Genomic DNA, 24,635 nt, shown 5'->3' on the forward strand with positions numbered 1-24,635 from the left:
TAAACTCGCCGCCTGCCTCAACTCGCCCCCCGGGCGACGCCACCTGACAGAGCTGACCGACACTGTGGAAATCTTCAAAGAATTTACCTTCGAATCCGCCCATCGCCTGCCTTTCGTGCCCGAGGGCCATAAGTGCGGCCGCCTGCATGGCCACTCGTTCAAGGTGGCAATCCACCTCAGCGGCGAGGTCGACGCGCACACCGGCTGGATTCGCGACTTCTCGGAAATCAAGGCCATCTTCAAGCCGCTCTACGAGCGCCTGGACCACAACTACCTGAACGACATCCCCGGCCTGGAAAACCCCACCAGCGAAGTCCTGGCCAAGTGGATCTGGAACGAACTCAAGCCGCTGCTGCCGGAGCTTTCGGCGATTCGCATCCACGAAACCTGCACCAGCGGCTGCATCTACCGCGGCGAGTAAGCCGAGCCATCTACAGGTCGCAAGGAAGCTGCCCATGAGCCCACGTATCTACCTCGCCGGTTTTGATGTGTTTCGCCGCGATGCCGTGGCCCATGGCCAATACCTCAAGCAACTGTGCAGCGCCCAGGGCCTGCACGGTCTGTTCCCCCTGGATAACCAGGCCCCGCAGAACCTCTCGCCAGAAGCCACCGCGCAGTGGATCTGCCAGCAGAACCTGGCCATGATCCGCGCCTGCGACGCCCTGCTGGCCAACCTCAACGACTTTCGCGGCCTGGAGCCGGATTCCGGCACCGCCTTCGAAGTGGGCGCGGCCATCGCCCTGGGCAAGCCGGTGTGGGCCTACTTCAGCGGCCCCGCGACCCTGCGCCAGCAAGTACCCCACGACGCCCAGGGCCGCGATGCCCAGGGCTTTGCGGTGGAAGATTTCAACCTGCCGCGCAACCTGATGCTGGCCTGCACCTGGAGCGGTCGTAGCAGCTGTGTGGAAACAGCCATCCGTGACCTCGGGCACTGGTTGAACGCAGCCCCTGCGGCCCACTGAAGATAACCAGCAGCGTCACTTTCTGCCGAAAACGACCCCATCGGACAAAAGCCTTGTTTTGTCGCGAAGGCCGATGTTATGTTTCTAACACAAATTACAAAAATGAAACTTCAATAACATTTCCCGCGAACGCCTTGCGAGATGGTCATGGACAAGAACAGTTTCCAAGTCACCCTGGAACAGCAGTTTGCAAGCCTGACGCCCACCGGCAAGCGCATCGCCACCTACCTGTTGGCCAACCTCCAGCAGTTGCCTTTCGAGACCGCCGACAGCATCGCCCAGCAAGCCGGCACCACGGGGATTTCCGTGGGGCGCTTCCTGCGCTCGTTGGGCTACCGCAACCTCGATGACGTCAAGCAAGGCCTGCGCGGCGATGCCCCGGCCTCCTGGCTGATCACCGACCGGCTCGGCGCGTTTCGCAGCGAAGCCCATCAGGACGACGCCCTGGAGCGCTCGATGCATCGCGAGATCGAGGCCATCCAGCACGTCTACGGCCTGGCCCGCAGCCAGGTGTTCGCCGACATCGTGCGGCAGATCGTCGAGGCCGACGCGGTGTTCATCATCGGCATCCAGTCGACCCGGGGCATCCTCAACGCCTTCCACAGCCACCTGGAATACATCCGGCCCAAGGTCTATTACGTCGACGGCCTGTCGGGCATCTACGCGGAAACCCTGAACTCGGGCTTCGCCAAGCCCTACGCGATCATTTCCGACTTTCGCGCCTACTCCGCCGTCACCCAGACCTTCTGCGAAGTGGCCAACGCCAACGCCCTGCCCCTGGCCCTGGTCACCGACCTGCAGTGCCCCTGGGCTCGGGACTACCCGCTGGACCTGCTGCAACTGAAAACCGATGTCGGCCAGTTCTGGGATTCCCTGGCGCCGCTGACCTGCCTGTTCAACCTGATGGTGTCCGCGGTGGCCGAGGGCTATGGCGAGCGCCTGGATGAGCGCCTGGCGAAGAACCGAGCGTTGCAGGAAGCCTTCGGCCAGTTCGAATCCTGACCTTCAAGCGTGCCCCAAGATGGAGTGAGTGAGTGAACAACAGCCCCCTTGTCGAAATCGACGCCCAGCGCCACCAACTGGAAATCGACCTGGTCTACGCCAGCGCCGACAACCTGGCCGGCCAGGTGATCTACCGCAACGCCCGCTGCCTGCTGCACAAGGACGCCGCGGCCTGCCTGTACAAGGCCAGCCAGCTGGCGCGCATGGCTGGCCTGGGCCTGCGCATCTACGACGCCTACCGCCCGGCCTACGCCCAGCAACTGCTGTGGCAGGCCCTGCCCGACCCGGACTACGTGCGCGACCCGCGCCTGGGCTCGCACCACACCCGCGGCGTGGCCGTGGACCTGACCCTGGTGGATGAATCTGGCGAGCCCCTGGACATGGGCACCGCCTTCGATGCCATGGAGCCCAAGTCGCACCAGTTCTACAGCGACCTGCCGCCCCAGGTGCAGCGCAATCGCCTGCTGCTGCTGGGGATCATGCTCAGCGCCGGCTTCGAGGCGATCCCCACCGAGTGGTGGCACTACGAGCTGCCCAACGCCGAGGACTTCCCCCTGATCCAGGAGCACGACCAGCCCTTCGAACACTGATCTCCCGTTCCCCAACCGGCCACAACAACAGGCAGCTAACTGCCCCAAGCCGGTCGTACTGCAACACCGCTTCAGCAACAACTGCCCGGTTATAGCTTTTATAAAAAACCTGACGAACTTCCCAACATCGAATGATCAAGGAAACCGGCATGACCCCCAATCTGCGCAATAACCCTGATGTGCGTCTGTCCACCCGTGTCGCCCTGTCGCTGCTGTGCGCCGCCCTGAGCCTGGGCGCCTGGCAGGCGGCCAGCGCCGCCGCGCCCAAGGACACCCTGATGATCGGCAAGGCCGCCGACCCGCAGACCCTCGACCCGGCCGTGACCATCGACAACAACGACTGGGCCGTGACCTACCCGGCCTACCAGAAGCTGGTGACCTACAAGGTCGAGAACGGCAAGGGCAGCACCGAAGTCCAGGGCGACCTGGCCGAGAGCTGGAGCACCTCCGCCGACAACCTGACCTGGGACTTCAAGCTCAAGCCCGGCAACAAGTTCGATGACGGCAAGCCGGTGGACGCCGCGGCGGTGAAGTTCTCCTTCGACCGCCTGATGCAGCTCAAGCAAGGTCCGTCCGGGGCCTTCCCGGATGACATGAGCGTGGCCGTGGTCGACCCGCTGACCGTGCGCTTCACCCTGAAGAAGCCCTACGCGCCCTTCCTCTACACCCTGGCCCACAACGGCGGCGGCATCATCAACCCGGACGTGGCCAACAAGGGCGAAGACGTCAACGCCTACCTGTCGACCCACACCGCCGGCTCCGGGGCCTTCCGCCTGAGCAACTGGCAGAAGGGCCAGTCGCTGACGCTGGAGCCCAACAGCTACTACGCAGGCCCCAAGCCGAGCCTGAACAAGGTGGTGATCAAGATCATCAGCGAAGCCTCGGTGCGCCGCCTGCAACTGGAGCGCGGCGACCTGGACATCATCGAGGACATGCCCGAAGACCAGCTCGGCACCCTGGCCGGCAAGTCCGGGGTGGTGATCCAGACCTTCCCCTCGCTGCGGGTCAACTACCTGTACCTGAACAACCAGCGTGCGCCCCTGGACAACGTCGAGGCGCGCCAGGCACTGGTCCAGGCCATCGACTACAAAGGCATCGTCGACGGCATCCTCAAGGGCCAGGCCAAGCTGATGAACGGGCCGATCCCCGACGGCATGTGGTCCCACGACCCGAGCCTGCCGCTGATGCAGCAGAACCTCGACGGCGCCAAGGCCAGCCTGGCCAAGGTCCCGCAGAAGATCAGCAACCTGACCTACCTGTACTCGGACAAGGACGCCAACTGGGAGTCCATCGGCCTGACCCTGCAAGCGGGCCTGGCGCCCCTGGGCATCAACCTGAAGATGGAAAAACTGGCCAACGCCACCATGCGTGAACGGGTCGGCAAGGGTGACTACGACGTGGCCATCGGCTCCTGGAGCCCGGACTTCGCCGACCCCTACATGTTCATGAACTTCTGGTTCGACTCCAGCCTGCAGGGCCTGCCGGGCAACCGCTCGTTCTACAGCAACCCCGAAGTGGACAGCCTGATCCGCGAAGCGGCGGCCACCAACGACACCGCCAAGCGCATCGAGCTGTACCAGAAGGCGCAGAAGATCGTCCTCAAGGACAACGTCTACGCCTACCTGTACCAGAAGAACTACAGCCTGCCGATGCGTGATTCGGTGAAGGGCTACGTGTTCCATCCGATGCTGGAACAGGTGTTCAACATCGCTGAAATCAGCAAGTAGGGCCGCGCCTGCAGTCCCCGTCGCCGGCCCCTGAACCGGGTCGGTGCCGGGTTGCCGTGTCCCCGGCGGGGCACCGCTGTTGCCCCCGCCGTTCGTCAAGCGTTAACGAGGTTGCCTCATGGCCTTCCTGAATATGTTGCGCAAACGCCTGCTCGGCCTGTTGCTGGTCGTGGTCGGGGTTTCGCTGATTACCTTCACCATCTCGCACCTGATTCCCGGTGATCCGGCGCGGCTGATCGCCGGCGACCGGGCCAGCGATGCCATCGTGCAGAACATCCGCCACCAGTTGGGCCTGGACCTGCCGCTGTACCAGCAGTACGGGCGCTACATGCTCGACCTGCTGCACGGCGACCTGGGCACCTCGATCCGCACCAGCCGCCCGGTGCTGGAAGACCTGCAGAACTTCTTCCCGGCGACTCTGGAGCTGGCCCTGGCGGCGCTGCTGCTGTCGGTGCTGGTGGGCGTGCCGCTGGGGGTGCTGTCGGCGGTCTATCACAACCGCTTTATCGATCAGATCGCCCGCACCCTGGCGGTCACCGGGATTTCCACCCCGGCGTTCTGGCTGGGCTTGGGGCTGATCCTGCTGTTCTACGGCAACCTGGGCTGGCTGCCCGGCAGCGGGCGCCTGGACGAGGGCCTGGAGCCGCCGCCAACCATCAGCGGCTTCTACCTGATCGACTCGCTGCTGGCCGGGGATATTCCACTGTTCCTCAATGCCCTGCAGCACCTGATCCTGCCGGCGGTGACCCTGGGCTTCGTCAACCTCGGGGTGGTGGCGCGGCAGATCCGCTCGGCGATGCTCGACCAGCTCGGCGAGGACTACATCCGCACCGCCCGGGCCTACGGCCTGTCGCGCTGGGCGGTGATTTTGCGCCACGCCCTGCCCAATGCGCTGATCCCCTCGGTGACGGTGCTCGGCCTGACCCTGGGCGACCTGCTGTACGGCGCGGTGCTGACCGAGACGGTGTTCGCCTGGCCGGGCATGGGCGCCTACGTGGTGAAGTCGATCCAGGCCCTGGATTTCCCGGCGGTGATGGGCTTCGCGATCCTGGTGTCATTCATTTATGTGCTGCTGAACATGGCGATCGACCTGTTGTACCGGGTGATCGACCCGCGCATTGGCGAGGTAAATTGAGATGTCCGCTCCCTTGAACATTCCCCTGCCGCTGCCCGTGGCCCAGGCCAACGGCTGGCGCGCGCGCCTGGCCTACCTGGGCTACCGCGTGCGGCAAAGCCCGCTGACCATCGCCGGGCTGTGCATGACCCTGCTGGTGCTGCTGTGCATGGCCTTCGCCCCCTGGCTGTCGAGCCATGACCCCAACGCCCTGAACCTGGCCCAGCGCCTGGCCGCCCCCAGCGCCGCCCACTGGTTCGGCACCGACGAAGTCGGCCGCGACCTGTTCAGCCGGGTGCTCCACGGCAGCCGCCAGTCGGTGGGCGTGGGCCTGTTCGTGGCCTTCGCCTCGTGCCTGGCCGGGGGCCTCTTGGGCTGCATGTCGGGGATCATCGGCGGGCGCTTCGACAGCCTGATCATGCGCCTGATGGACATCATGCTGTCGGTGCCGTCGCTGGTGCTGATCATGGCCCTGGCCGCCGCCCTGGGCCCGAGCCTGTTCAACGCCATGCTGGCGATCACCCTGGTGCGCATTCCGTTCTACGTGCGACTGGCCCGGGGCCAGGCCCTGAGCATCCGCCAGATGGGCTACGTCAAGGCGGCGCAGACCTACGGCGCCGGGCGCTGGCACATCGTCAGCTGGCACGTGGGGCGCAACGCCATGCCGCCATTGCTGGTGCAACTGAGCCTGGACATCGGCAGCGCCATCCTCATGGCCTCGGCCCTGGGCTTCATTGGCCTGGGCGCGCAGCAGCCCACCGCCGAATGGGGGGCGATGGTGGCCACCGGGCGCAACTTCATCCTCGACAACTGGTGGTACTCGACCTTTCCCGGGCTGGCGATCCTGTTCACCGCCACCGGTTTCAACCTGCTGGGTGACGGCATCCGTGACCTGCTCGACCCACGGCAACAGGGGAAATGACCATGAGCTCATCCGCCGTCCTCAACATCGATAACCTGAGCCTGGAATTCCCCGCCTACCGCAGCAACGTGCAGGCCCTCAACGGCGTGTCGCTGCACGTCAACCCGGGGGAAATCGTCGGCGTGGTCGGCGAGTCCGGCTCGGGCAAGTCGGTGACCGCCATGCTCAGCCTGCGCCTGCTGCCCGAGCGCAGCTACCGCATCACCTCCGGCAGCCTGTCGCTGCTGGGCCGCGACATGCTCGCCACCCCGGAAAAACAGCTGCTGCAGATCCGTGGCCGCGACGCGGCGATGATCTTCCAGGAGCCGATGACCGCCCTCAACCCGACCCGGCGCATCGGCCGGCAGATGCTCGACGTGATCATCCATCACCAGCGCCTGAGCCAGGACCAGGCCCGGGCCAAGGCCATCGCCCTGCTGCGCGACATGCACATCGCCGACCCCGAGCAGGTGCTCCAGGCCTACCCGTTCGAGCTGTCCGGCGGCATGCGCCAGCGGGTGATGATCGCCCTGGCGTTCTCCTGCGACCCGCAACTGCTGATCGCCGACGAACCGACCACCGCCCTGGACGTCACGGTGCAGCGCCAGGTGCTGCTGTTGCTGCGCGAGAAGGCGCGGCAACGGGGCACCGCGATCCTCTTGATCACCCATGACATGGCGGTGGTTTCGCAGTTCTGCGACCGGGTCTACGTGATGTACACCGGCGCCGTGGTCGAGCAAGGCAGCACCGCCCAGGTCATGCTCGACCCACAGCATCCCTACACCCGCGGCCTGCTCAGCGGCCTGCCGGAACAGGTGGTCCCCGGCGCGCCACTGCTGACCATTCCCGGGCAGGTGCCCAACCTCGCCCACCTGCCCGCTGGCTGCACCTTCCGCGAGCGCTGCCCGCAGGCCATGGCGATATGTGCCCAACGGCCACCACTGCATTCGATCAACGCCGGCGAGCAGCGCAAGAGCGCCTGCTGGCTGGCCGCCCCGGAGTCCGCCCAATGACTACCACCGCCTCGCAAACCGGCAACCCGCCGCTGCTGCGGCTCAACGACGTGCAAGTGCGTTTCCCCCTGAGCAATGACTGGCTGGGCCGGCCCCGGGCCTTCGCCCATGCGCTGAACGGCATCGACCTGGAACTGCGCCCCGGGGAAACCCTGGGCATCGTTGGCGAATCCGGCTGCGGCAAGAGCACCCTGGCGCAACTGCTGATGGGCCTGGTCCAGCCCAGCAGCGGCGACCTGCGCTGGGCCTACGCCAGCGACCGCGAACGCCACAGCCATGTACAGATCGTGTTCCAGGACCCGCAATCGTCCCTCGACCCGCGCCTGCCGATCTGGAAGATCATCACCGAGCCGCTGTTCGCCCTGGGCAACACCCCGGCCGCACAGATGCGCGAGATCGCCGCCACGGTGGCGCAGCAGGTGGGCATTCGCGGCGAATACCTGGAGCGCTACCCGCACCAGTTCTCCGGCGGCCAGCGCCAGCGCATCGCCATTGCCCGGGCCCTGGCGTCGAACCCGGACATCATTGTCCTCGACGAACCGACCTCGGCCCTGGACATCTCGGTGCAGGCGCAGATCCTCAACCTGCTGGCGGACCTGCAACGCAGTCGCGGCCTGACCTTTGTGCTGATCTCCCACAACGTCTCGGTGGTGCGGCACATGGCCGACCGGGTGGCAGTGATGTACCTGGGACAGATCGTCGAACTGGGCAGCGCCGAACAGGTGCTGGAGCGGCCGCGCCATCCCTACACTCAACTGCTGCTGGATGCGGTGCCACGCCTGGGCGCGCCCCTGGCGGACAGCCAGGTTTCGGCGCCCACCGAACTGCCGGGCAACCGCAAGCTGCCCAGCGGCTGCTTCTTTCTCGACCGCTGCAGCCGCCGCGGCCCAGGCTGCGAACAGCCGCAACAGCTGCTGGGCAATGCGACGCAGCAAGTGCGTTGCCATCTGCAGGATCTCGCGGGGTAATCCAAGAGCACCACGCCGCCTGCCACGGCGTGGTGCTTGCTCCCTGCGCGCCAAGGGCTTAAAACAGGCGCCTTCTCTCTGACGCCGCAGGAACCCCACCCATGGAAAGCCACTGGCTGACCCACGCCAAACGCTTGCAAGCCATCGCCTCCACCGGCCTGCACTTCTGCAAGGACGTGCACGACCGCGAGCGCTACCAGGAAGTCGCCGACATCGCCCACGACATGCTCGCGCAACTGGGCAATGTGCCCGTGGAGCGCATCACCGATCTGGTCTCGGACTTTGCCCAGCGCTACTCGACGCCGATGGTCGAAGTGCGCGGCGCGCTGATCGAGGACGGCAAGATTCTGCTAGTGCGCGAGCAGCACGACGGCCTCTGGGCCCTGCCCGGGGGTTATGCCGACGTCGGCCTGTCGGCCAGCGAGAACGTGATCAAGGAAATCCACGAAGAGGCTGGGCTTGAGGTGTCGGTACGCGCCTTGTACGGCGTCCGGCACAAGGCCAAGGGCCCCTACAAGGCCGATCACCGCGACTTCTACAAGCTGTACTTTCTCTGCGAGCGCCACGGCGGCCCGGCGCCCGTGGCTGGCAGCGAAGCCAGCGAGGCCGGTTTCTTCGCCCCCGACCAGTTGCCGCCCCTGTCCCTGGGCCGCACCGTGGAACGGGATATCCAGGAGGCCTTCGACTTTCATCAAGGCAAGACCACCCAGGTGCTGTTCGACTAATCCACAGCGGCGTGGCGTGACTCAAGATGACGCTGCCTGCACCGCTTTCGTGCCGCTGCAGGCGCTCATTCGTGGCTCAATGCCCGCGATCGTCTATACCTGCCGGGCAGCCCCCGGTTGTCAGGCCGCTTGGCACGCTGGCTGCAACAACCGGCTATCACTCCGACCAGGGACAGGCCCATGACCCAGCACGAACCCGGCAACGACTACCCCTTGAGCGAAGTTCCGCAGCACGCCCGCAAGGGCCTGGCCTCCATGGCCATGGTGCTGCTGGGCTTCACCTTCTTCACCGCCACCATGTTCGCCGGCGGCAAGCTGGGGGTGGCGTTCGACTTCACCACCCTGCTGATGGTGATTGTCCTCGGCAACCTGCTGCTGGGGATCTACGCCGCGAGCCTGGGCTACATCGCCTTCAAGAGCGGGCTGAACACGGTGCTGATGGGGCGCTTGTGCTTCGGTGAACGGGGCAGCAAGCTCAGCGACCTGATCCTCGGCCTGACCCAGGTCGGCTGGTACGCCTGGGGCACCGCCACCGCGGCGGTGGTGCTGGGCAAGTATTTCCAGCTGGATCAGGGCGCGGTGCTGGGACTGATGCTGCTGTTCGGCATGGCCTTTTGCGCCACCGCCTATGTCGGTTATCGCGGCCTGGAGATCCTGTCGTGGATCGCGGTGCCGGCCATGGGTCTGCTGCTGGTGCTGTCGATGACGGTGGCGACCACCCAGGTCGGCGGTCTCGACGGCCTGCTGGCCCTCAGCCCCAGCGCCACCATGGACCTGTCCACCGCCCTGACCCTGGTGTTCGGCACCTTTGTCAGCGGCGCCACCCAGGCCACCAACTGGACCCGTTTCTCCCGCTCGGCGCGGGTGGCGGTGAGCGCCAGCCTGATCGGTTTCTTCATCGGCAACGGCCTGATGGTGCTGATCGGTGCCTACGGCGCCATCGTCTACCAGCAGCCGGACGTGGTGGAAGTCTTGCTGCTGCAAGGCTTCGCCATGGCGGCCATGGCCATGCTGCTGCTGAACATCTGGAGCACCCAGGACAACACCATCTACAACTTCGCCGTGGCCGGCTGCAACCTGCTGCGCACCCAGCGGCGCAAGACCGTGACCCTGGTGGGCGCGCTGATCGGCACCCTGCTGGCGATGCTCGGCATGTACGACTTGCTGGTGCCTTATCTGGTGCTGCTGGGCACGGTGATTCCGCCGATTGGCGGGGTGATCATGGCCGACTTCTTCTATCGCTGGCGCGGCCGCTACCCGCGTCTGGCCGACAGCCAGTTGCCGGCCTGGAACTGGCCAGGGCTGTGCGCCTATGGCCTGGGCACCCTGGCGGCTTTCTGCTCGCCCTGGGTCGCGCCGCTGGTGGGCATCGCGGCTGCCGGCCTGAGCTACATCCTGTTGAGCGCAATGCTGGGCGCACGCGTCCCCCAGGCCGCCGACATCCAGGCCTGATTTGCTCACCCGGCACCTTCCGGGTCTATCATGGCCCGGTCACGCAACACCCTGCCCCTGCCGCACCGCGCATTAACGCCTGACCGGGGGCCGTCCAACGACCGTGGGACAAGGACCTGCCCTGATCCGACGGCTGAACCACTGATTGCCCGACCCGAGGAACTGCTCCGATGCTGATCACCAACGCCCGCCTGCGCCACCGTGAAGGTCTGTACCAACTGCACCTGGAAAACGGCCGCATCGCCCGCATTGTCCTGCAAGGCGCCGACACCTCCGGCGCCGTCCCGGCCTTCGGCCCCGAACACCTGGATGCCGGCGGCAACCTGGTGGTGCCGCCCTTCGTCGAACCGCACATTCACCTGGACGCTACCCTCACCGCCGGCGAGCCGCGCTGGAACATGAGCGGCACCCTGTTCGAAGGCATTGAATGCTGGGGCGAACGCAAAGCCACCATCACCGCCGAAGACACCCGCGCCCGCGCCCACAAAACCATCCGCTCCCTGGCCGCCCACGGCATCCAGCACGTGCGCACCCACGTCGACGTCACCGATCCCGACCTCACCGCCCTCAAGGCCATGCTGGAAGTGCGCGAGCAAAGCGCGCACCTGATCGACCTGCAGATCGTTGCCTTCCCTCAAGAGGGCATCGAATCGTTCCGCAATGGCCGCGAGCTGATGGAGGAAGCCATCCGCCTGGGCGCCGATGTGGTGGGCGGCATCCCCCATTTCGAATACACCCGCGACCAGGGCGTCAGCTCGGTGAAGTTCCTCATGGACCTGGCCGAACGCACAGGCTGCCTGGTGGACGTGCACTGCGACGAAACCGACGACCCGCACTCGCGCTTTCTCGAAGTGCTGGCCGAGGAAGCCCGCAGCCGCGGCATGGGTTCGCGGGTCAGCGCCAGCCACACCACCGCCATGGGTTCCTACGACAACGCCTACTGCGCCAAGCTGTTTCGCTTGCTGGGCCACTCGGGCATCAGCTTTGTCTCCTGCCCCACCGAAAGCATCCACCTGCAGGGGCGCTTCGACAGCTTCCCGAAACGCCGCGGCGTGACCCGGGTCAAGGAGCTGCTGGATGCCGGGATGAACGTCTGCTTCGGCCAGGACTCGATCGTCGATCCCTGGTACCCCCTGGGTAACGGCAACATCCTGCGGGTGCTGGAAGCCGGCCTGCACATCTGCCACATGCTCGGCTACAGCAACCTGCAAAGCGCCCTGGACCTGGTCACCGACAACAGCGCCAAGGCCCTGGCCCTGGGCGAAGGCTACGGCCTTGAGGAAGGTCGGCCGGCGAACCTGCTGATCCTCTCGGCCGACAGCGATTACGAAATGCTCCGCAGCCAAGGCCTGCCGCTGTATTCGATCCGCCACGGCAAGGTGCTGATGCAACGGCAGATGGCCCAGGTGCAACTGGCCGGCGACTGACGGTGGCGATGCTTACTTGACCCGAAACGGCTGGGCCGCCATGAACGCCACCGGCAACAGCGGCAGGGCGAGGATCGTCAACACCCCGTCTGCGGTGAGGGTCACCGGCGTCAACAGCACCTGGCCGACCTTGCTCTTCTCCCGGTACGCCGAGAACTGCAAGGTGTAGGTGCTGTTCAACGGGTTGGCCTGATAGGCGCTGATATCCCGCTTGGACTTAAAGCGGCTGCCGCGAATGGCATAGCGGTGCAACAGGGCGTTCTGCGACCTCGCCACCACGAAACCCAAGGCCTCGGCTGCCTCGATCTGCTGGGCGTCGAGCTGATCCAGCCCGGGAATTCTCAGGAGCAGGTTACCGTCCAGGTTCTGCCCCGCATTGACGAGAATCTGCGAAAACTCGGCCTGCATTTTTCCGTGCAGATCCGACTTGATGGCCTTGAGCAACTCGGGATCGACCCTCACGAAGTAGTGGTACTTCTTGCCAAGGATGACAAAGCTCTGCTCGTCCGCCGTGATGTAGAACTGGCTGACGGTTTCCGTATAGACCTCATTGCTGGCGCGGCTTTCGTACAGCTGGCTGGTCAGGCAACCACCAAGGCTGCCAGCGACTAAAGCCCCCAGAGCCATAACCGAGCCTCTGAGCAAGGCGCGGCGGGGCATTCCTTTTTGCATGTCGAATCCCTTCCATGAATGCGGGCGGTATCGGGAGATAGGCCACGACTGCCGCCACGCTACATAAACCCCAGCCGTTTTGCACCCGGCCAGCGCCACGGCGGCGCCCTGCTCAGTCAGCCAGGGCCCACGCCGTGCCAAACAGGCTCACCCGGGTTAACACCCCATCGGTCTCTTGCAACAGCAACGGCGCGGTGCCGCCCGGCATCAGCACTTCGACCCGTCCGGCCTCAACCCAGCCCACCCGCCAGGCCGCGCAAGCCACAGCGCTGGCGCTGGTGCCGGACGACGCGGTGGGACCTTCGCCACGCTCGAAAACCCGGGCCACGATGCGCCCTTCACCTGCGCGCATGGCCCATTGCAAGTTGACCCCGGCCGGGCAGGGCTGGCCGTTGCCGATGGGCCGGGCGAACGCGATACGGGTCAGGCCCTCGAACAGCGGCGGTTCGAGCATCTGCGGGTTGCTCGGCAAAGCATCGGCCGCCTCCACCAGGGTCACGCAATGGGGATTGCCGATACGCACGAACTGGCTGTGCTGCCACTGCGCATTCAACGCTTGCAAGGGCGCGACCCGGCTCAGTTGGCAACCATTGAAGGTCAGGCTTTGCACCCCATCAGCTGCCACCGCCTCAGGTCCGAAGCACGGCTGCCCGAGATCCAGCCAGAACCCCGACACCCCCGCCACCCGCGCCGGCTCCACCGCCGTGATCACCGGCGAGTCGCCACCGCGCTGGTCATGATGCACCCGCAATAGCGTCTCGCCTTCGACCGCCATCAGCCCTTGTTCGGTGAGGGCTTGGGAAAAAATCGTCAGGCCATTGCCGCTGCGCTCGGCCAGGGTGCCGTCGGTATTAACGATCAGCAGATCGAAAGGCGCACCGGCCTGGAACGGCCCCACCAACAAGCCGTCACAGCGATGAGCCTTGGCCCCTTGCGGCCGAGCTCCCGGCGCCCAGTCACACAGCGCGGCGATGGCCTGCACAGCCCACCGCCGCCGGTCCAGGGCCGCCTGCGCCGCCGTATCGGGCAAGGCAATGCCCAGGCTGCGCAGCGCCTCGGGCGACACCACGCCATAGATATTGCCCCGGGCATCGTAGAACGCCGCCATCACACCGCCTCCAGAAAAAAACCGAGCCGCTGACATTACGGACAATCCAGCGGCTCGGCCAGGGGAACCAAGAAGCCTGGGTGGACACCGCGCGCTGCTGAAGAACAACCATCCGCCAGGCTAGCGAATGGGCAAGGCCATGGGCCGGATCGGCGCCGCGTCGGCACCCCGCAGTTTGAGTGAGGCACCGATAAAGGCGAACTGATAGACCTTGTCCCGGGACAAGCCTTCCAGGTTCACCAGCTCCAGGATCGGCGCGCCCTGCATCGCCAGCAGGTAAGTGTGCAACGGCAGGTAATTGCCCTCGACCTCGGAAGGGAAGGTTTCGAAGCTGAGGTTGTCCGCTCCCACCACCATGGCGCCGCCCTCTTCCACCAGGAACTTCGCCGCATCCAGGCTCAGCCCCGGCGGGTTGGCCATATAGCGCTGGGCATTGTCGTAGTCACGCATGCGCCCGGTGCGGATCAGCACCACGTCGCCCTTCTCCAGCGCCACCTTCTGTTTGGCCAGGGCCTGTTGCAGGTCGGCGCGGGTCACCCGGTAGCTGTCCGCCAGCTGTTCCAGCCCCTTGGCCGCAGCCACATCGATCAGCACTCCGCGGGCAATGATCGGCGGCAGTTTTTCCGCCCCGGTGACGTTCCAGCCCCGATCCCCCAGATGCTGATCGGCGCGGTAGCCGTTCCAGATCTTGCCGTTGAGGCCAAAGTGGTTGAGGGCGTCGATATGGGTGCCCATATGGGCGTACATCGATACCGCCGAACCGCTGTAACTGACGTGCTGGTTCATCGGTTCGCCGACCTGCATCGGATCGGCGACCACATTGCCGTGGGGCGTATGGGTCATCCACATCTGATAGGGCGGATCTCCAGCGGCCTGCCAGCTGGGCATGCCGACAAAATAATCCACGGCCAGGTCGTAGGCCTGCTCGCCGCTGACCCGGGCCATGATCGCCGCCCGGGACTCGGGGGTGATCAGGTTCAAGCGACCGATCTCATCCTTGGGCCCCCAAGGGCTGATCCCCACCTCGGCCCGGGCCGCAGTGGCGGCACTGCAACTACCGCTGAAAAGGGCCAGGGCGAGCACCCCAGGAAGGATTTTGGACATTGCGTGATGAGCCATGACAACACTCCTGTGAAATGAAGTGCCCATGGTATTGAGGGATCAATCAGAGATAATCAGCCGATTCGTGGATAGATATTCAACCCAGGGGAAACAATATGGACGTACTGATGGCCATGCGCACCTTTCGCCGGGTGGTGGAACGGGCCAGCTTCAGCCAGGCCGCCGCCGACCTCGGGCAATCCACCGCCGCCGTCAGCAAGCAGGTGCGGCAACTGGAAGAGCGCCTGGGCAGCCTGCTGATCCTGCGCACCACCCGACGGATGAGCCTCTCGGAAGCCGGGCAGAGTTACTTCAATGAATGCTGTCATCTGCTCGATGAGCTGGACGCCCTGGAGCGCGCCACCCAGGCCGGCAGCCACGAACCCGGTGGCCGCCTGCGGATCAATGCGCCGCTGTCCTTCGGGCTCAAGGTGCTCTCGCCGATCCTGGTGGCCTTCATGCAGCGCTACCCGCAATTGCAGGTGGACCTGACCCTCAACGATCAGGTGCTGGATGTGGTGGGCGAAGGCTTCGACGTGTCCCTGCGGATTCGCCGGCAACTGGAGGATTCGACCTTGATCGCGCGTCACCTGGGTCAGGTTGAGCAGGTGATCTGTGCCGCGCCGGCCTATCTCCAGGCCCAGGGCACGCCCAGCGCCATTGCCGACCTGCATCGCCACCGCTGCCTGGCCTACCGGCTGGCGGAGCATCCCGGGCGCTGGCAACTGGAGGGCCCGGAAGGCCAGACCCGGCTGGAGCTGCCGGTGCACTTTGCCGTGGACAACAGCCTGCTGCTCGGCGACATGCTGGTGGCCGGCCTGGGCATCGGCGCCCTGCCCGGCTTTGTCGCCCAACCGCTCCTGGACAGCGGCCAACTGCTGCGCGTGTTACCGGAACAACGCCTGCCCAGCCGCCAGATCTACGCGCTGTACCCCAGCCAGCGCCACCTGTCACAGAAAGTCCGGGTGTTCATCGATTTTCTGCTGGAGGCGCTGCAGACCCCTTGAGCCTCAACCGTCGGTGGGCACCTGGAGCCCGACCTTGACCCGGTTCATCGCCACCAGGGTCTTGAAGCGCTTGACGTTGTCATTGCCAAAGAACAGTTCGCGGGTCAGCTGGGTGTACTGGGCCATGTTGCGCACGCAGAAAATCAGCACGAAGTCGCATTCACCGGCCACGTAGTAGCACTGCTGGACCTGGGGACAGGCCTGGAAACTGCGCTTGAGGGCATCGATCTGGTCGATGCGCTCACTTTCCACTTCCACCTCGACGATGATGCTCAGCTCATGGCCGAGGGCATCCGGGGCGACTTGCGCGGTGTAGCGCTCGATCACACCCTCGTCCATCAGGCGCTTGAGCCGCCGATTGACCGCCGCCGTGGACAGGTTGACCCGCAGGCCCAGTTCGCTCTGCGCGGTACTGGCATCGCGTTGCAGCTCGGCGAGCAGCTTCAGGTCATAGGCATCGAGACTGGTGTTCATGAACGGCGCAACTCCGGAAAACAACGGCGCACAGTGGAATGATTTTGTGCAAAAGCCGCCGATTATGCGCAATAGATGCGCCCCCTGCGCACTAATATTTCCGCCAACAGCAGCGGCCGTGGAATGCCTCAAGCATTGCCGAGGCGGCGACGAATGTTCCGTTCGTGGCCCCGGTTGGGTTTTTCTGCAACCTTCAACCGTTAGTTTTGTCACAATCCCCCCGGCCACCCTCGAAGCCTTCTGAAGGCGCCACCGATACCAGGCTGCATGAACAAGGGATCGGTGCGACAGCACAACCGGTCAGCCAGCGTTGCCCCCTCGCTGGCACCTGACCGCCAAGGATTTTTATGACTGCCAGCAACACTCACCTGCAGGCCACCCCCGGCCGCCTCGAACAGATGTCCACGCGCATCGCCTTTTTCATCGCCGGTTTCGGCATCGCCGCCTGGGCCCCGCTGGTGCCCTATGCCAAGGCCCGGGCCGGGCTCGACGAAGGCACCTTGGGCCTGCTGCTGTTGTGCCTGGGCGTGGGTTCGATCCTGGCGATGCCGATCGCCGGGGCCCTGGCCGGGCGCTTCGGCTGTCGCCGGGTCATGGCCGGCGGCACCCTGCTGATCTGCCTGGCCTTGCCCTTGCTGGCGACCCTCACCTCGATTCCGCTGTTGATGGCGGCGCTGTTCCTGTTCGGTGCCGGGCTCGGTGGTGTCGATTCCACGGTCAACCTGCAAGCGGTGATCGTCGAGCGCGCCAGCGGCAAGACCATGATGTCGGGCTTCCACGGGCTGTTCAGTCTCGGTGGGATTGTCGGCGCCGCCGGCGTCAGCGCGCTGCTGGGCCTGGGCCTGTCGCCTCTGGGGGCAACGCTGGTGGTGATTGCCCTGATGCTGGTGGCCCTGCTCAAGGCCGCGCCGCACATGCTGCCCTACGGCAGCCAGAGTTCGGGCCCGGCCTTTGCCGTGCCCCACGGTGTGGTGCTGTTCATTGGCTGCCTGTGCTTTGTGGTGTTCCTCGCCGAAGGCGCGGTGCTGGACTGGAGCGCAGTGTTTCTCAGCGCCGAGCGCGACCTGGATGCGGCCTACGCCGGCCTCGGTTACGCCGCCTTCGCCCTGACCATGACCCTGGGCCGCCTGACCGGGGATGCCATCGTCCACCGCCTGGGCGCCCGACGGGTGATCGTCATCGGCGGCAGCACGGCAGCCGCCGGCCTGCTGCTGGCGACCCTGGCCCCGGCCTGGGAAGCGGCGCTGGTGGGGTATGCCCTGGTGGGCGCGGGTTGCTCGAACATCGTGCCGGTGCTGTACACCGCCGTGGGCAAGCAAACGGTCATGCCGGAAAGCATCGCCGTCCCGGCCATCACCACCCTGGGCTATGCCGGCATCCTTGCCGGCCCCGCGGTGATCGGTTTCGTTGCCCATGGCAGCAGCCTGAGCATGGCGTTCGGCCTGATCGCCGTGCTGCTGTTGGCAGTGGCCGCCAGCGGCAAGGTGCTCAAGGTCTGACGCCACACCCCAGCGCCCGCCAACGGCGCTGATCCCCTTGCGTGACCGCCCCCGTACAGTGCCCGGCGCTAGCGGCTGTACCAGCGGGGTGATTCGACGAACAGGTGGGTCTGCCCAGCCACCAGCCAATCCCCCAAACACAGTTGCAGATGGGCCAGGCAATGCATCATCAGGCAGATCTCGTGATACGGAATCACCACCAACCGCAGGCTCAGCCCCATGAGTTTGCCCTGTACCGCACAATCATCCGGGAAACTCCTTTTGTTTTTATATCGAACATTTATCCAATATAATGAACATCGCATTTTCTCTGCGTCAAGAGAAACAAGGATGATTTAACAGACAAATGAACGACAAAACGAACGAAGCAAGCACCCTTTCACCCATTGGCCAGCTGGCCATAGCCATCAAGCGCGAACGTCTGAACGCCGGTTTTTCCGTCTCGGAACTGGCCAAGCGGGCGGCCGTGGCCAAGTCCACCCTGTCCCAGCTGGAAGCCGGAATGGGCAACCCGAGCATCGAGACCCTGTGGGCCCTGGCCCAGGCCATGGGCCTGCAGGTCACACGTTTTTTCGAACAGCCGGCGGATCAGTTGAAGGTCATCCGTGCCCATGAAGGCACCACCGCCCACGCCGAGGACGCCCATTATGCGGCGACCCTGCTAGACCACTGCCCACCCGGAGCGCAGCGCGATCTGTACCGCCTCAACGTCCAGCCCGGCCAGCCGCGGCAATCCAAGGCGCATTTGCCGGGCACCGTGGAACACCTGGTGATTGCCCGTGGACGGGCCTTGGCCGGGCCGGCGGACAACCCGATCAGCCTGAATGCCGGCGACTACCTCCGCTACAGCGCCGACCAGCCGCATGTGTTTGAAGCTCTGGAAGCCGACACCACGGCAATCCTGGTGATCGAACACCGCTAGCCGCCCGGGCATTTATCTGCAACGCCAAGTCTGGAATCATGGCCCCCCGCCTCAACAGGAGTGAGCACCGATGCCGCATTTCTCCCGCGCCCCCCTTCTCGGCCTGCTGCTGGCCAGCCTCGCGGCCCAGGCCGCGCCGAAGCAGGACCAGGAGCCGCACGTCTACTACAGCATGGTGCCCGGCCAGTTCATGCTGATCGGCAAGGAGCCGGACGGCGGCCCGACCTACTCCGGCACCGCGGTGATCCGCTATGAAAACCAGGCCCTGACCCTGGTCAAGACCATCAACGGCAAGACCACCACCGCCATCGGCAAGGTGGAGCGGGCCACCATGGCCGAGGCCGATGTGTTGCGCTTCAGCGAGCCCGGGCACAGCGCCACCTGCCTGGTCCGTGGCGACCTGGACAACTACTCGCGCTTGAGCTGCTACTGGACCCGGGATGGCGTGGACCACAAGGAACCTGGGCTGGAGGCCTATTTCCCCACCGAAACCTGGCCCGGCCACCAGGACTGAAACCTGCCACCGGCCATACCCGCGCTCCGGTGCTCAACCCTTTATCGAGCCCACGCCATGATCCAACTCGTCGAGTACCGCAACACCCAGCACCGCCAGCCGGTGATCGAACTGTGGGAGCGTGTCTTCGGTTACGACACCGCCCACAACGCCCCGGAGCTGGCCATCGACCGCAAGCTCGCCGTGGATGACGGGCTGTTCTTCGTCGCCCTGGCCGAAGCTCAGGTCATCGGCACTTTAATGGCCGGCTACGACGGCCACCGTGGCTGGCTGTACTCCCTGGCGGTGGACCCGCAACAGCGCCGGCTCGGCACCGGCCGGGCCCTGGTGCGCCATGGCGAGCAGGCCCTGGGCGCCCGCGGCTGCCTGAAGATCAACCTGCAGATCCTCAGCAGCAACGCCGCGGTGCAGGGCTTCTACCAGGCCCTGGGGTATCAGGTTGAACCCCGGGTCAGCATGGGCAAGGTGATCACCGCCAACGTCCCCGAGCACCTGCGCGGCTGACGGCAGCCGCGCCGCCCTCACCAGTTGTTCAGGTTGCTGCGCGGCGGCGCCAGCAGTTGCTGGGCCAAACTGACGGCGGCCAGCGGCGAGGCACTGTGCAGCAGTGGGTAGCCCCAGAACTGTTCATAGGTCCTGGCAAAAGCCTCGACCTGCGCCTGGTTCTCCGGCTGCGGGGCGATGACGATCATCGCCTTGATCCAGCGGCGGATCGCCGCCTTGTTGCACTTGGTCCACATCGAGCCCTGCTTGAGCAACGCCTTGCCCTGAGCGCTGTTGCGCTGCTCGGGCTCAGGTATCAGATCGCTCATCAGGACAAAAGCCTGGGCACGCTGCGTCAGCGCCTCCAGTTGCTGGTAAGGGTCGACTACCGGCTGTCCTGCGCCTTCGGCGCGACGCATCCAGACCAGGGGAAAATGCTGATGATCGAAGTACATGGGAACACCTCCAGAAGCTGACAAACAAGAATGCTTATCATCTTCCCGAGAACCACTGTCCGCATCAGCCGAGATCGACAAGTTATTGACTAATCCAGCCAGATATTGCCACTGCCACAGGCGGCACTCTGACCTGGCGGCCACCGCGATCTTGAATTTGACGAGGCATCGCCAGGCAAGGCCCTGCGGGCCTTTTCGCAGCCTCGCGGGCTCGGCAGCGGCTACAGGGCGTGGTTTTCCAGGGCTTGCCGACGCTCGGCAAAAAACCGCCCCGGCGGCTGGCCCACAGCTTTCTTGAACATGCGGATAAAGGCGCTGGCGCTGTCATAGCCCAGGGTCAGCGCCACACACTCCACCGAGTCGCCCCGGCCCAATTGCTTGAGCCCCAGAAGGATGTGCAACTGGCGCTGCCAGCGACCGAAACTCAGGCCGGTCTCGGCCACGATCAAGCGGCTCAGGCTGCGTTCGCTGAGGCCGATCTGCTCGCCCCATTGCCCAAGGCTCAGGCGCCGCTGCGGCTGTTCAAGGATCTGCTGGGCCAGACGCCGCAGCTGTGCGTGCCGGGGCATGGGCAGGTGGATCTGCTCACGGGGCGCGACCGCCAGCTCATCCAGGGTCACCGCGACCAGGCGCCCGGCGGCGCCGTCCTGGTCATACAGGAACGGCAGTTGCGCACAGCGCTTGAGCAACTCCTGCAACAGCGGCGACATCACCAGGGTGCAGCAGGCCTGCGGCAACGACCGGGCGTGCTCGGGCTCGACCAACAGGCAATAACCCTGGGCGTTCTCCAGCCCCTGGACCCGATGCTCGATCGCGCTGGGAATCCACACCGCGCACTGCGGCGGCGCCAGCCACAGGCCCTCGGCGCTCTCGCAACTGAGCACACCGCCCGCGGGAAACAGCAACTGGGCCTTGCGATGGCTGTGCCACGGCCGTTCCCAGCGCTCTTCTTGCATCGAGATGCACAGGGCACATACCGGACGCGCAATCGCGTCCGGGTCCTGGTCCTGGTCCTGGTCCTGCTGTTTCAAGACGGGCATCCACCTTCCTCCACACTCCCGGGGCATGCCGGCCATCGGCACGATGCCGGCGCCTGCCCTGCAAGGTCGAGGATTGTGCCGGGCCCACGGGGCTGAGCCAAGCCACTGGCCACGCCGGCCAGCGGCTCTGGACGCCGGGGCATTGGCGCTATTGATGAGGGCCTGCGGCCACCGCCTCCAGCAGCCAGGCCTTGAAGGCGCTCATGGCCGGGGTTTGCGCCCGCGACTGCAAACGGGTCAGCCAGTAGCTGCCGGTGACAATGCCGATCTCGAACGGCTGGACCACCGCCCCGCTGGCCAACTGTCGCTCGAACATCAACGGCGGCGCCAGGGCCACCCCCAGTCCTTGCAGGGCCGCTTCGAGCATGCCCAGGGAGGAGTCGAAGACAATGCTCTGGGGCAAGGGACTGCCGCCGCCCAGTCCCGCCTCTTGGAACCATTGCGGCCATTCATCGGTGCGATAGGAGCGCAACAGGGTCTGGCCCAACAGATCCGCCGGGCTGTGCAACTGGTGGGCGATCTGCGGTATGCACAAGACCGACAGCGGCGCCTGCAACAGCTCCAGGGCCTCGATGCCGTGCCAGGCTCCCGTGCCAAAACGGATGGCGTAGTCCAGGCCTTCGGCGGCCACGTCGACACGGTTGTTGTTGGTGCTCAGGCGCAGGTCGACAAAGGGATAGCGCGCCTGGAAATCCCCCAGGCGCGGCAACAGCCAGCCCACGGCAAAGGTGCCTACGGCACCCACCGTCAGCACTTCGCGGTAGTGCCCGCCCTCGAAACGCCCCAGGGTCTGGGCGATGCGATCAAAGCACTCACGCAGCACCGGCAGCAGGGTCTCGCCTTCGCTGGTCAGCATCAGCCCCCGGGGCAAGCGCTTGAACAGGGTGACGTTGAGCTGGGCCTCCAGGCTCTTGACCTGATGGCTGACCGCCGCCTGGGTCACACAGAGTTCGATGGCGGCGCGGGTGAAACTCAAATGACGGGCCGAGGCTTCGAAAGCCCGCAGCGCGTTCAAGGGCAGGTGTGGACGGAGCATGGGCATTCCCTAGTTTTTCTAATGGCTCCTGCGAAATATCGTCGTTTGCCGATCCTGCGCAGACTGCCTACATTGGCCTCGCTCGCGCAGCGCTGACCACGTCCTCCCTTCCCGGAAAGACTCCGCAAGCACTGCGCCTCCGGGGTTCGGGCAAAGAACCCCGAAGCCGGAAAGCCGCTGGGAATAGGCGGCAAAAAAAATCAGAACCCATGGAAAACAGCCCATCATGCGCCATAAAACCTCAACCGGATTAGGCATCATCAGCGCCTGCGTATTGCTCCTCGGCAGCGTCGACGCCCTGGCCGAGCCCCCCCAGGACAGCCGTCTGAAAACCACCGTGGATGCCACCATCCGTCCGCTGATGCAACAGCAGGGCATTCCCGGCATGGCAGTGGCGATCATCGCCAACGGCAAGCGACATTACTTTAACTACGGCCTTGCCTCCAAGGACAATCAACAGCCGGTGGACAACGACACCCTGTTCGAAGTGGGTTCGGTGAGCAAGACCTTCAGCGCGACCCTGGCCGGCTACGCCCAGGCCAGCGGCAAGCTGGCCCTCGAGGACCACGCCAGCCAGTACTGGCCGGCCCTGCGCGGCAGTGCCTTCGACGGCATCAGCCTGTTGCAGTTGGGCACCTACAGTGCCGGTGGCCTGCCACTGCAGTTCCCCGACGACGTCCAGGGCGAGGACAAGACCCTGGATTACTACAACACCTGGAAGCCCACCTTCAGCCCGGGCACCCAGCGTCTGTATTCCAACCCCAGCATCGGCCTGTTCGGCTACCTCGCTGCCCGCAGCCTGGGCCAACCGTACGCTCAACTGCTGGAAAAGAGCCTGTTCCCCAAACTGGGGCTCAAGCACAGCTACCTCCAGGTGCCCAAGGACCAGCAGGCCCACTACGCCCAGGGCTATGACAAGCAGAACAAGCCGATCCGGGTCAGCCCCGGCCCCCTGGATGCCGAGGCCTACGGGGTCAAGACCAGTGCCCCGGACCTGCTGCAGTTCGTTGCCGATAACCTGCAACCGCAGCCGTTGGACGACACGCTGCAAAAAGCCATCGCCAGCACCCAGAGCGGCTATTACCGGGTCGGCGACATGACCCAGGGCCTGGGCTGGGAGCGCTACGCCTACCCGGTGCCCCTGGCACGGCTGCTGGCAGGCAACTCGACGCCAATGGCCCTCGAACCGCATCCGGTGCAGTGGCTGACTCCGGCCCAACCGCCCAAGGCCGACGCCTTGTACAACAAGACCGGTTCCACCAGCGGCTTCGGCGCCTACGTGCTGTTTGTCCCGAGCCAACAGATTGGCATTGTCCTGCTGGCCAACAAGAACTACCCCAACGAGGAACGGATCAAGGCCGCCCATGCGCTCCTCAGTGCCCTGGAGGCAACGAAGTAACCGAGCAGCACAGCATCACGCCCCCCGGGGCAGCCAATAAAAAACGCCACCGGTGTTCAGCGCCAGGTGGCGTTTTTCTTGTCGCTTCGGCCATGGCGCCTAGACTCAGGAAATCCCCCTCGACCGTTGACCTCGGCCAGCTGTGCAACGCCCGCCTTCCTGGATAGCGACAAGGACCGCAAGGCCCGCATCGAGCCTGATTCAGGGGTGGCGCTGAACCTTCTGCCAGGCTTTCCGGTCGATAACTGCAACCTGGACCAGCACCGCCGCGTGCACAACGCTGGTCGTCCGGGAACCACAGCCGCCGGAGAAACGCCCCGTGATATCGACCCTGCAAATCGCCAGAATCAAAGCCTGGGGCGCCCATGGCTTCACCGCCACCGGAGTGGTCAGCGCCCTGCTCGCCACCCTGGCACTGTTCGACAACCAGCCCAAGGCCTGCCTGTTGTGGCTGGGGGTGGCGCTGCTGGTGGATGGCGTCGACGGCTCCCTGGCGCGCAAGGTCAACACCCGCTCGGTGCTGCCCAACATCGACGGTTCGGTGCTCGACCTGGTGATCGACTACCTGACCTACGTGTTCATCCCGGCGTTGTTCATCTACCGCTACATTCCCCTGCCGGAGTACAGCGCACTGCTGGCCACCTCGCTGATCCTGCTGTCGTCGCTGCTGTGCTTCTGCAACGTCAACATGAAGAGCCACGACAACTACTTCCAGGGTTTTCCCGCCGCCTGGAACGTGGTCGCCCTGTGCTTCTACCTGATCGAGCCCGGCCCCTGGCTGAGCTTGCTGAGCATCTTCGCCCTGGCCCTGCTGACCGCCACTCGGGTGCAGTTCCTGCATCCGTTCCGGGTACGCAAGTGGATGGGGCTGAACATCATCGTGACCTTCGTCTGGCTGCTCAGTGGCGCGCTGCTGATCCTCAGCCACCCCTTGCACAGCCCGTCGATCATGGGCCTGTGGCTGGCGGCTTCAGCCTATTTCCTGGGGATCTGCCTGTGGCGCTCGGCCCAGGAGTGGATGAAGGGCAGCCACCAGCCATAGAC

Annotated in this window: 27 protein-coding genes; 19 read left to right on the plus strand and 8 right to left on the minus strand. The window is 65.2% G+C overall.

Annotated elements, in window-relative coordinates:
* The first annotated feature begins 64 nt into the window (after nt 1–64).
* The 12 genes from queD (at nt 65) to codA (ending at nt 11,881) form a co-directional block, all read left to right on the plus strand.
* Nucleotides 65–421 (plus strand): 6-carboxytetrahydropterin synthase QueD, encoded by a 357-nt coding sequence (gene queD / locus DWF74_RS05440; RefSeq protein ID WP_011062303.1) that lies wholly within the window; start codon nt 65–67, stop codon nt 419–421.
* Nucleotides 422–455: 34 nt separating this feature from the next.
* Nucleotides 456–962, plus strand: coding sequence for a nucleoside 2-deoxyribosyltransferase (locus DWF74_RS05445; RefSeq protein ID WP_115580534.1), 507 nt, complete (start codon nt 456–458; stop codon nt 960–962).
* A 141-nt stretch (nt 963–1,103) separates the two neighbouring features.
* Nucleotides 1,104–1,964, plus strand: a complete 861-nt coding sequence (locus DWF74_RS05450; protein WP_115580535.1) for a MurR/RpiR family transcriptional regulator — start codon at nt 1,104–1,106, stop codon at nt 1,962–1,964.
* A gap of 32 nt (nt 1,965–1,996) precedes the next feature.
* Complete coding sequence (gene ddpX, locus DWF74_RS05455) at nt 1,997–2,554, plus strand: D-alanyl-D-alanine dipeptidase (protein ID WP_115580536.1); 558 nt, start codon at nt 1,997–1,999, stop codon at nt 2,552–2,554.
* 149 nt (nt 2,555–2,703) lie between these two features.
* Nucleotides 2,704–4,281, plus strand: coding sequence for an ABC transporter substrate-binding protein (locus DWF74_RS05460; protein WP_115580537.1), 1,578 nt, complete (start codon nt 2,704–2,706; stop codon nt 4,279–4,281).
* A gap of 118 nt (nt 4,282–4,399) precedes the next feature.
* Entirely contained in the window at nt 4,400–5,416 is a 1,017-nt protein-coding gene (locus DWF74_RS05465) for an ABC transporter permease (protein WP_115580538.1), read from the plus strand.
* Between the two features lies 1 nt (nt 5,417).
* Complete coding sequence (ddpC, locus tag DWF74_RS05470; protein WP_115580539.1) at nt 5,418–6,317, plus strand: D,D-dipeptide ABC transporter permease; 900 nt, start codon at nt 5,418–5,420, stop codon at nt 6,315–6,317.
* Nucleotides 6,314–7,309 (plus strand): ABC transporter ATP-binding protein, encoded by a 996-nt coding sequence (locus tag DWF74_RS05475; RefSeq protein ID WP_108546346.1) that lies wholly within the window; start codon nt 6,314–6,316, stop codon nt 7,307–7,309. The genes ddpC and DWF74_RS05475 overlap by 4 nt, the downstream gene beginning before the upstream one ends.
* A complete protein-coding gene (locus tag DWF74_RS05480) occupies nt 7,306–8,277 on the plus strand; it encodes an oligopeptide/dipeptide ABC transporter ATP-binding protein (protein WP_115580540.1) in 972 nt (323 codons plus the stop codon). Before DWF74_RS05475 ends, DWF74_RS05480 begins: the two co-directional genes overlap by 4 nt.
* Before the next feature lie 101 nt (nt 8,278–8,378).
* Entirely contained in the window at nt 8,379–9,002 is a 624-nt protein-coding gene (locus DWF74_RS05485) for an NUDIX hydrolase (RefSeq protein WP_115580541.1), read from the plus strand.
* Between the two features lie 180 nt (nt 9,003–9,182).
* Nucleotides 9,183–10,454: a cytosine permease gene (codB, locus tag DWF74_RS05490; RefSeq protein ID WP_115580542.1), complete on the plus strand. Its 1,272-nt coding sequence runs from the start codon at nt 9,183–9,185 to the stop codon at nt 10,452–10,454.
* A gap of 170 nt (nt 10,455–10,624) precedes the next feature.
* Nucleotides 10,625–11,881, plus strand: coding sequence for a cytosine deaminase (gene codA / locus DWF74_RS05495; RefSeq protein ID WP_102864619.1), 1,257 nt, complete (start codon nt 10,625–10,627; stop codon nt 11,879–11,881).
* A 12-nt stretch (nt 11,882–11,893) separates the two neighbouring features.
* Here the strand turns inward: codA and DWF74_RS05500 are convergent, their stop codons facing one another.
* The 3 genes from DWF74_RS05500 to DWF74_RS05510 all read right to left on the minus strand — a co-directional run bounded on the left by DWF74_RS05500 (nt 11,894) and on the right by DWF74_RS05510 (nt 14,780).
* Complete coding sequence (locus DWF74_RS05500) at nt 11,894–12,553, minus strand: hypothetical protein (RefSeq protein ID WP_115580543.1); 660 nt, start codon at nt 12,551–12,553, stop codon at nt 11,894–11,896.
* A gap of 112 nt (nt 12,554–12,665) precedes the next feature.
* Nucleotides 12,666–13,661 carry a diaminopimelate epimerase gene (locus DWF74_RS05505; RefSeq protein ID WP_115580544.1) on the minus strand — a complete coding sequence of 332 codons (996 nt, stop codon included), beginning with the start codon at nt 13,659–13,661 and terminating at the stop codon, nt 12,666–12,668.
* A gap of 120 nt (nt 13,662–13,781) precedes the next feature.
* A complete protein-coding gene (locus DWF74_RS05510; protein ID WP_102864616.1) occupies nt 13,782–14,780 on the minus strand; it encodes a cyclase family protein in 999 nt (332 codons plus the stop codon).
* Between the two features lie 98 nt (nt 14,781–14,878).
* Between DWF74_RS05510 and DWF74_RS05515 the strand changes: the two genes are divergently transcribed.
* Nucleotides 14,879–15,769 (plus strand): LysR family transcriptional regulator, encoded by an 891-nt coding sequence (locus tag DWF74_RS05515; RefSeq protein WP_102864615.1) that lies wholly within the window; start codon nt 14,879–14,881, stop codon nt 15,767–15,769.
* Nucleotides 15,770–15,772: 3 nt separating this feature from the next.
* Here the strand turns inward: DWF74_RS05515 and DWF74_RS05520 are convergent, their stop codons facing one another.
* Nucleotides 15,773–16,243 carry an Lrp/AsnC family transcriptional regulator gene (locus DWF74_RS05520; protein ID WP_102864614.1) on the minus strand — a complete coding sequence of 157 codons (471 nt, stop codon included), beginning with the start codon at nt 16,241–16,243 and terminating at the stop codon, nt 15,773–15,775.
* 347 nt (nt 16,244–16,590) lie between these two features.
* Here DWF74_RS05520 and DWF74_RS05525 point away from each other — a divergent pair, with 347 nt between their 5' ends.
* On the plus strand, nt 16,591–17,742 hold the full coding sequence (locus tag DWF74_RS05525; RefSeq protein WP_115580545.1) for an MFS transporter: 1,152 nt from the start codon (nt 16,591–16,593) through the stop codon (nt 17,740–17,742).
* Between the two features lie 68 nt (nt 17,743–17,810).
* On the opposite strand, the gene DWF74_RS30385 is transcribed toward DWF74_RS05525, so the two are convergent.
* The gene (locus tag DWF74_RS30385) at nt 17,811–17,963 is read right to left on the minus strand and encodes a hypothetical protein (RefSeq protein WP_162884076.1); all 153 of its coding nucleotides are present in this window, start codon (nt 17,961–17,963) and stop codon (nt 17,811–17,813) included.
* Between the two features lie 125 nt (nt 17,964–18,088).
* Between DWF74_RS30385 and DWF74_RS05530 the strand changes: the two genes are divergently transcribed.
* The 3 genes from DWF74_RS05530 (at nt 18,089) to DWF74_RS05540 (ending at nt 19,682) form a co-directional block, all read left to right on the plus strand.
* Nucleotides 18,089–18,664 (plus strand): helix-turn-helix domain-containing protein, encoded by a 576-nt coding sequence (locus tag DWF74_RS05530; RefSeq protein ID WP_102864612.1) that lies wholly within the window; start codon nt 18,089–18,091, stop codon nt 18,662–18,664.
* 70 nt (nt 18,665–18,734) lie between these two features.
* Complete coding sequence (locus DWF74_RS05535) at nt 18,735–19,178, plus strand: hypothetical protein (protein ID WP_060840237.1); 444 nt, start codon at nt 18,735–18,737, stop codon at nt 19,176–19,178.
* Between the two features lie 57 nt (nt 19,179–19,235).
* A complete protein-coding gene (locus tag DWF74_RS05540; RefSeq protein ID WP_102864611.1) occupies nt 19,236–19,682 on the plus strand; it encodes a GNAT family acetyltransferase in 447 nt (148 codons plus the stop codon).
* 17 nt (nt 19,683–19,699) lie between these two features.
* Here the strand turns inward: DWF74_RS05540 and DWF74_RS05545 are convergent, their stop codons facing one another.
* From DWF74_RS05545 to DWF74_RS05555, 3 genes are all read right to left on the minus strand, one after another.
* Entirely contained in the window at nt 19,700–20,116 is a 417-nt protein-coding gene (locus tag DWF74_RS05545; RefSeq protein WP_115580546.1) for a hypothetical protein, read from the minus strand.
* A gap of 221 nt (nt 20,117–20,337) precedes the next feature.
* Nucleotides 20,338–21,156: an AraC family transcriptional regulator gene (locus DWF74_RS05550; protein WP_115580547.1), complete on the minus strand. Its 819-nt coding sequence runs from the start codon at nt 21,154–21,156 to the stop codon at nt 20,338–20,340.
* 148 nt (nt 21,157–21,304) lie between these two features.
* On the minus strand, nt 21,305–22,192 hold the full coding sequence (locus DWF74_RS05555) for a LysR substrate-binding domain-containing protein (protein ID WP_115580548.1): 888 nt from the start codon (nt 22,190–22,192) through the stop codon (nt 21,305–21,307).
* 226 nt (nt 22,193–22,418) lie between these two features.
* On the opposite strand from DWF74_RS05555, the gene ampC reads away from it, so the two are divergent.
* A complete protein-coding gene (ampC, locus tag DWF74_RS05560; RefSeq protein WP_115580549.1) occupies nt 22,419–23,591 on the plus strand; it encodes a class C beta-lactamase in 1,173 nt (390 codons plus the stop codon).
* A gap of 319 nt (nt 23,592–23,910) precedes the next feature.
* Entirely contained in the window at nt 23,911–24,633 is a 723-nt protein-coding gene (gene pcsA / locus DWF74_RS05565; protein ID WP_115580550.1) for a phosphatidylcholine synthase, read from the plus strand.
* The last annotated feature ends 2 nt before the right edge of the window (nt 24,634–24,635 follow it).

Origin of the sequence: Pseudomonas protegens, from assembly GCF_003363755.1 — a bacterium.
In the GTDB taxonomy this organism is placed as follows: domain Bacteria; phylum Pseudomonadota; class Gammaproteobacteria; order Pseudomonadales; family Pseudomonadaceae; genus Aquipseudomonas; species Aquipseudomonas danubii.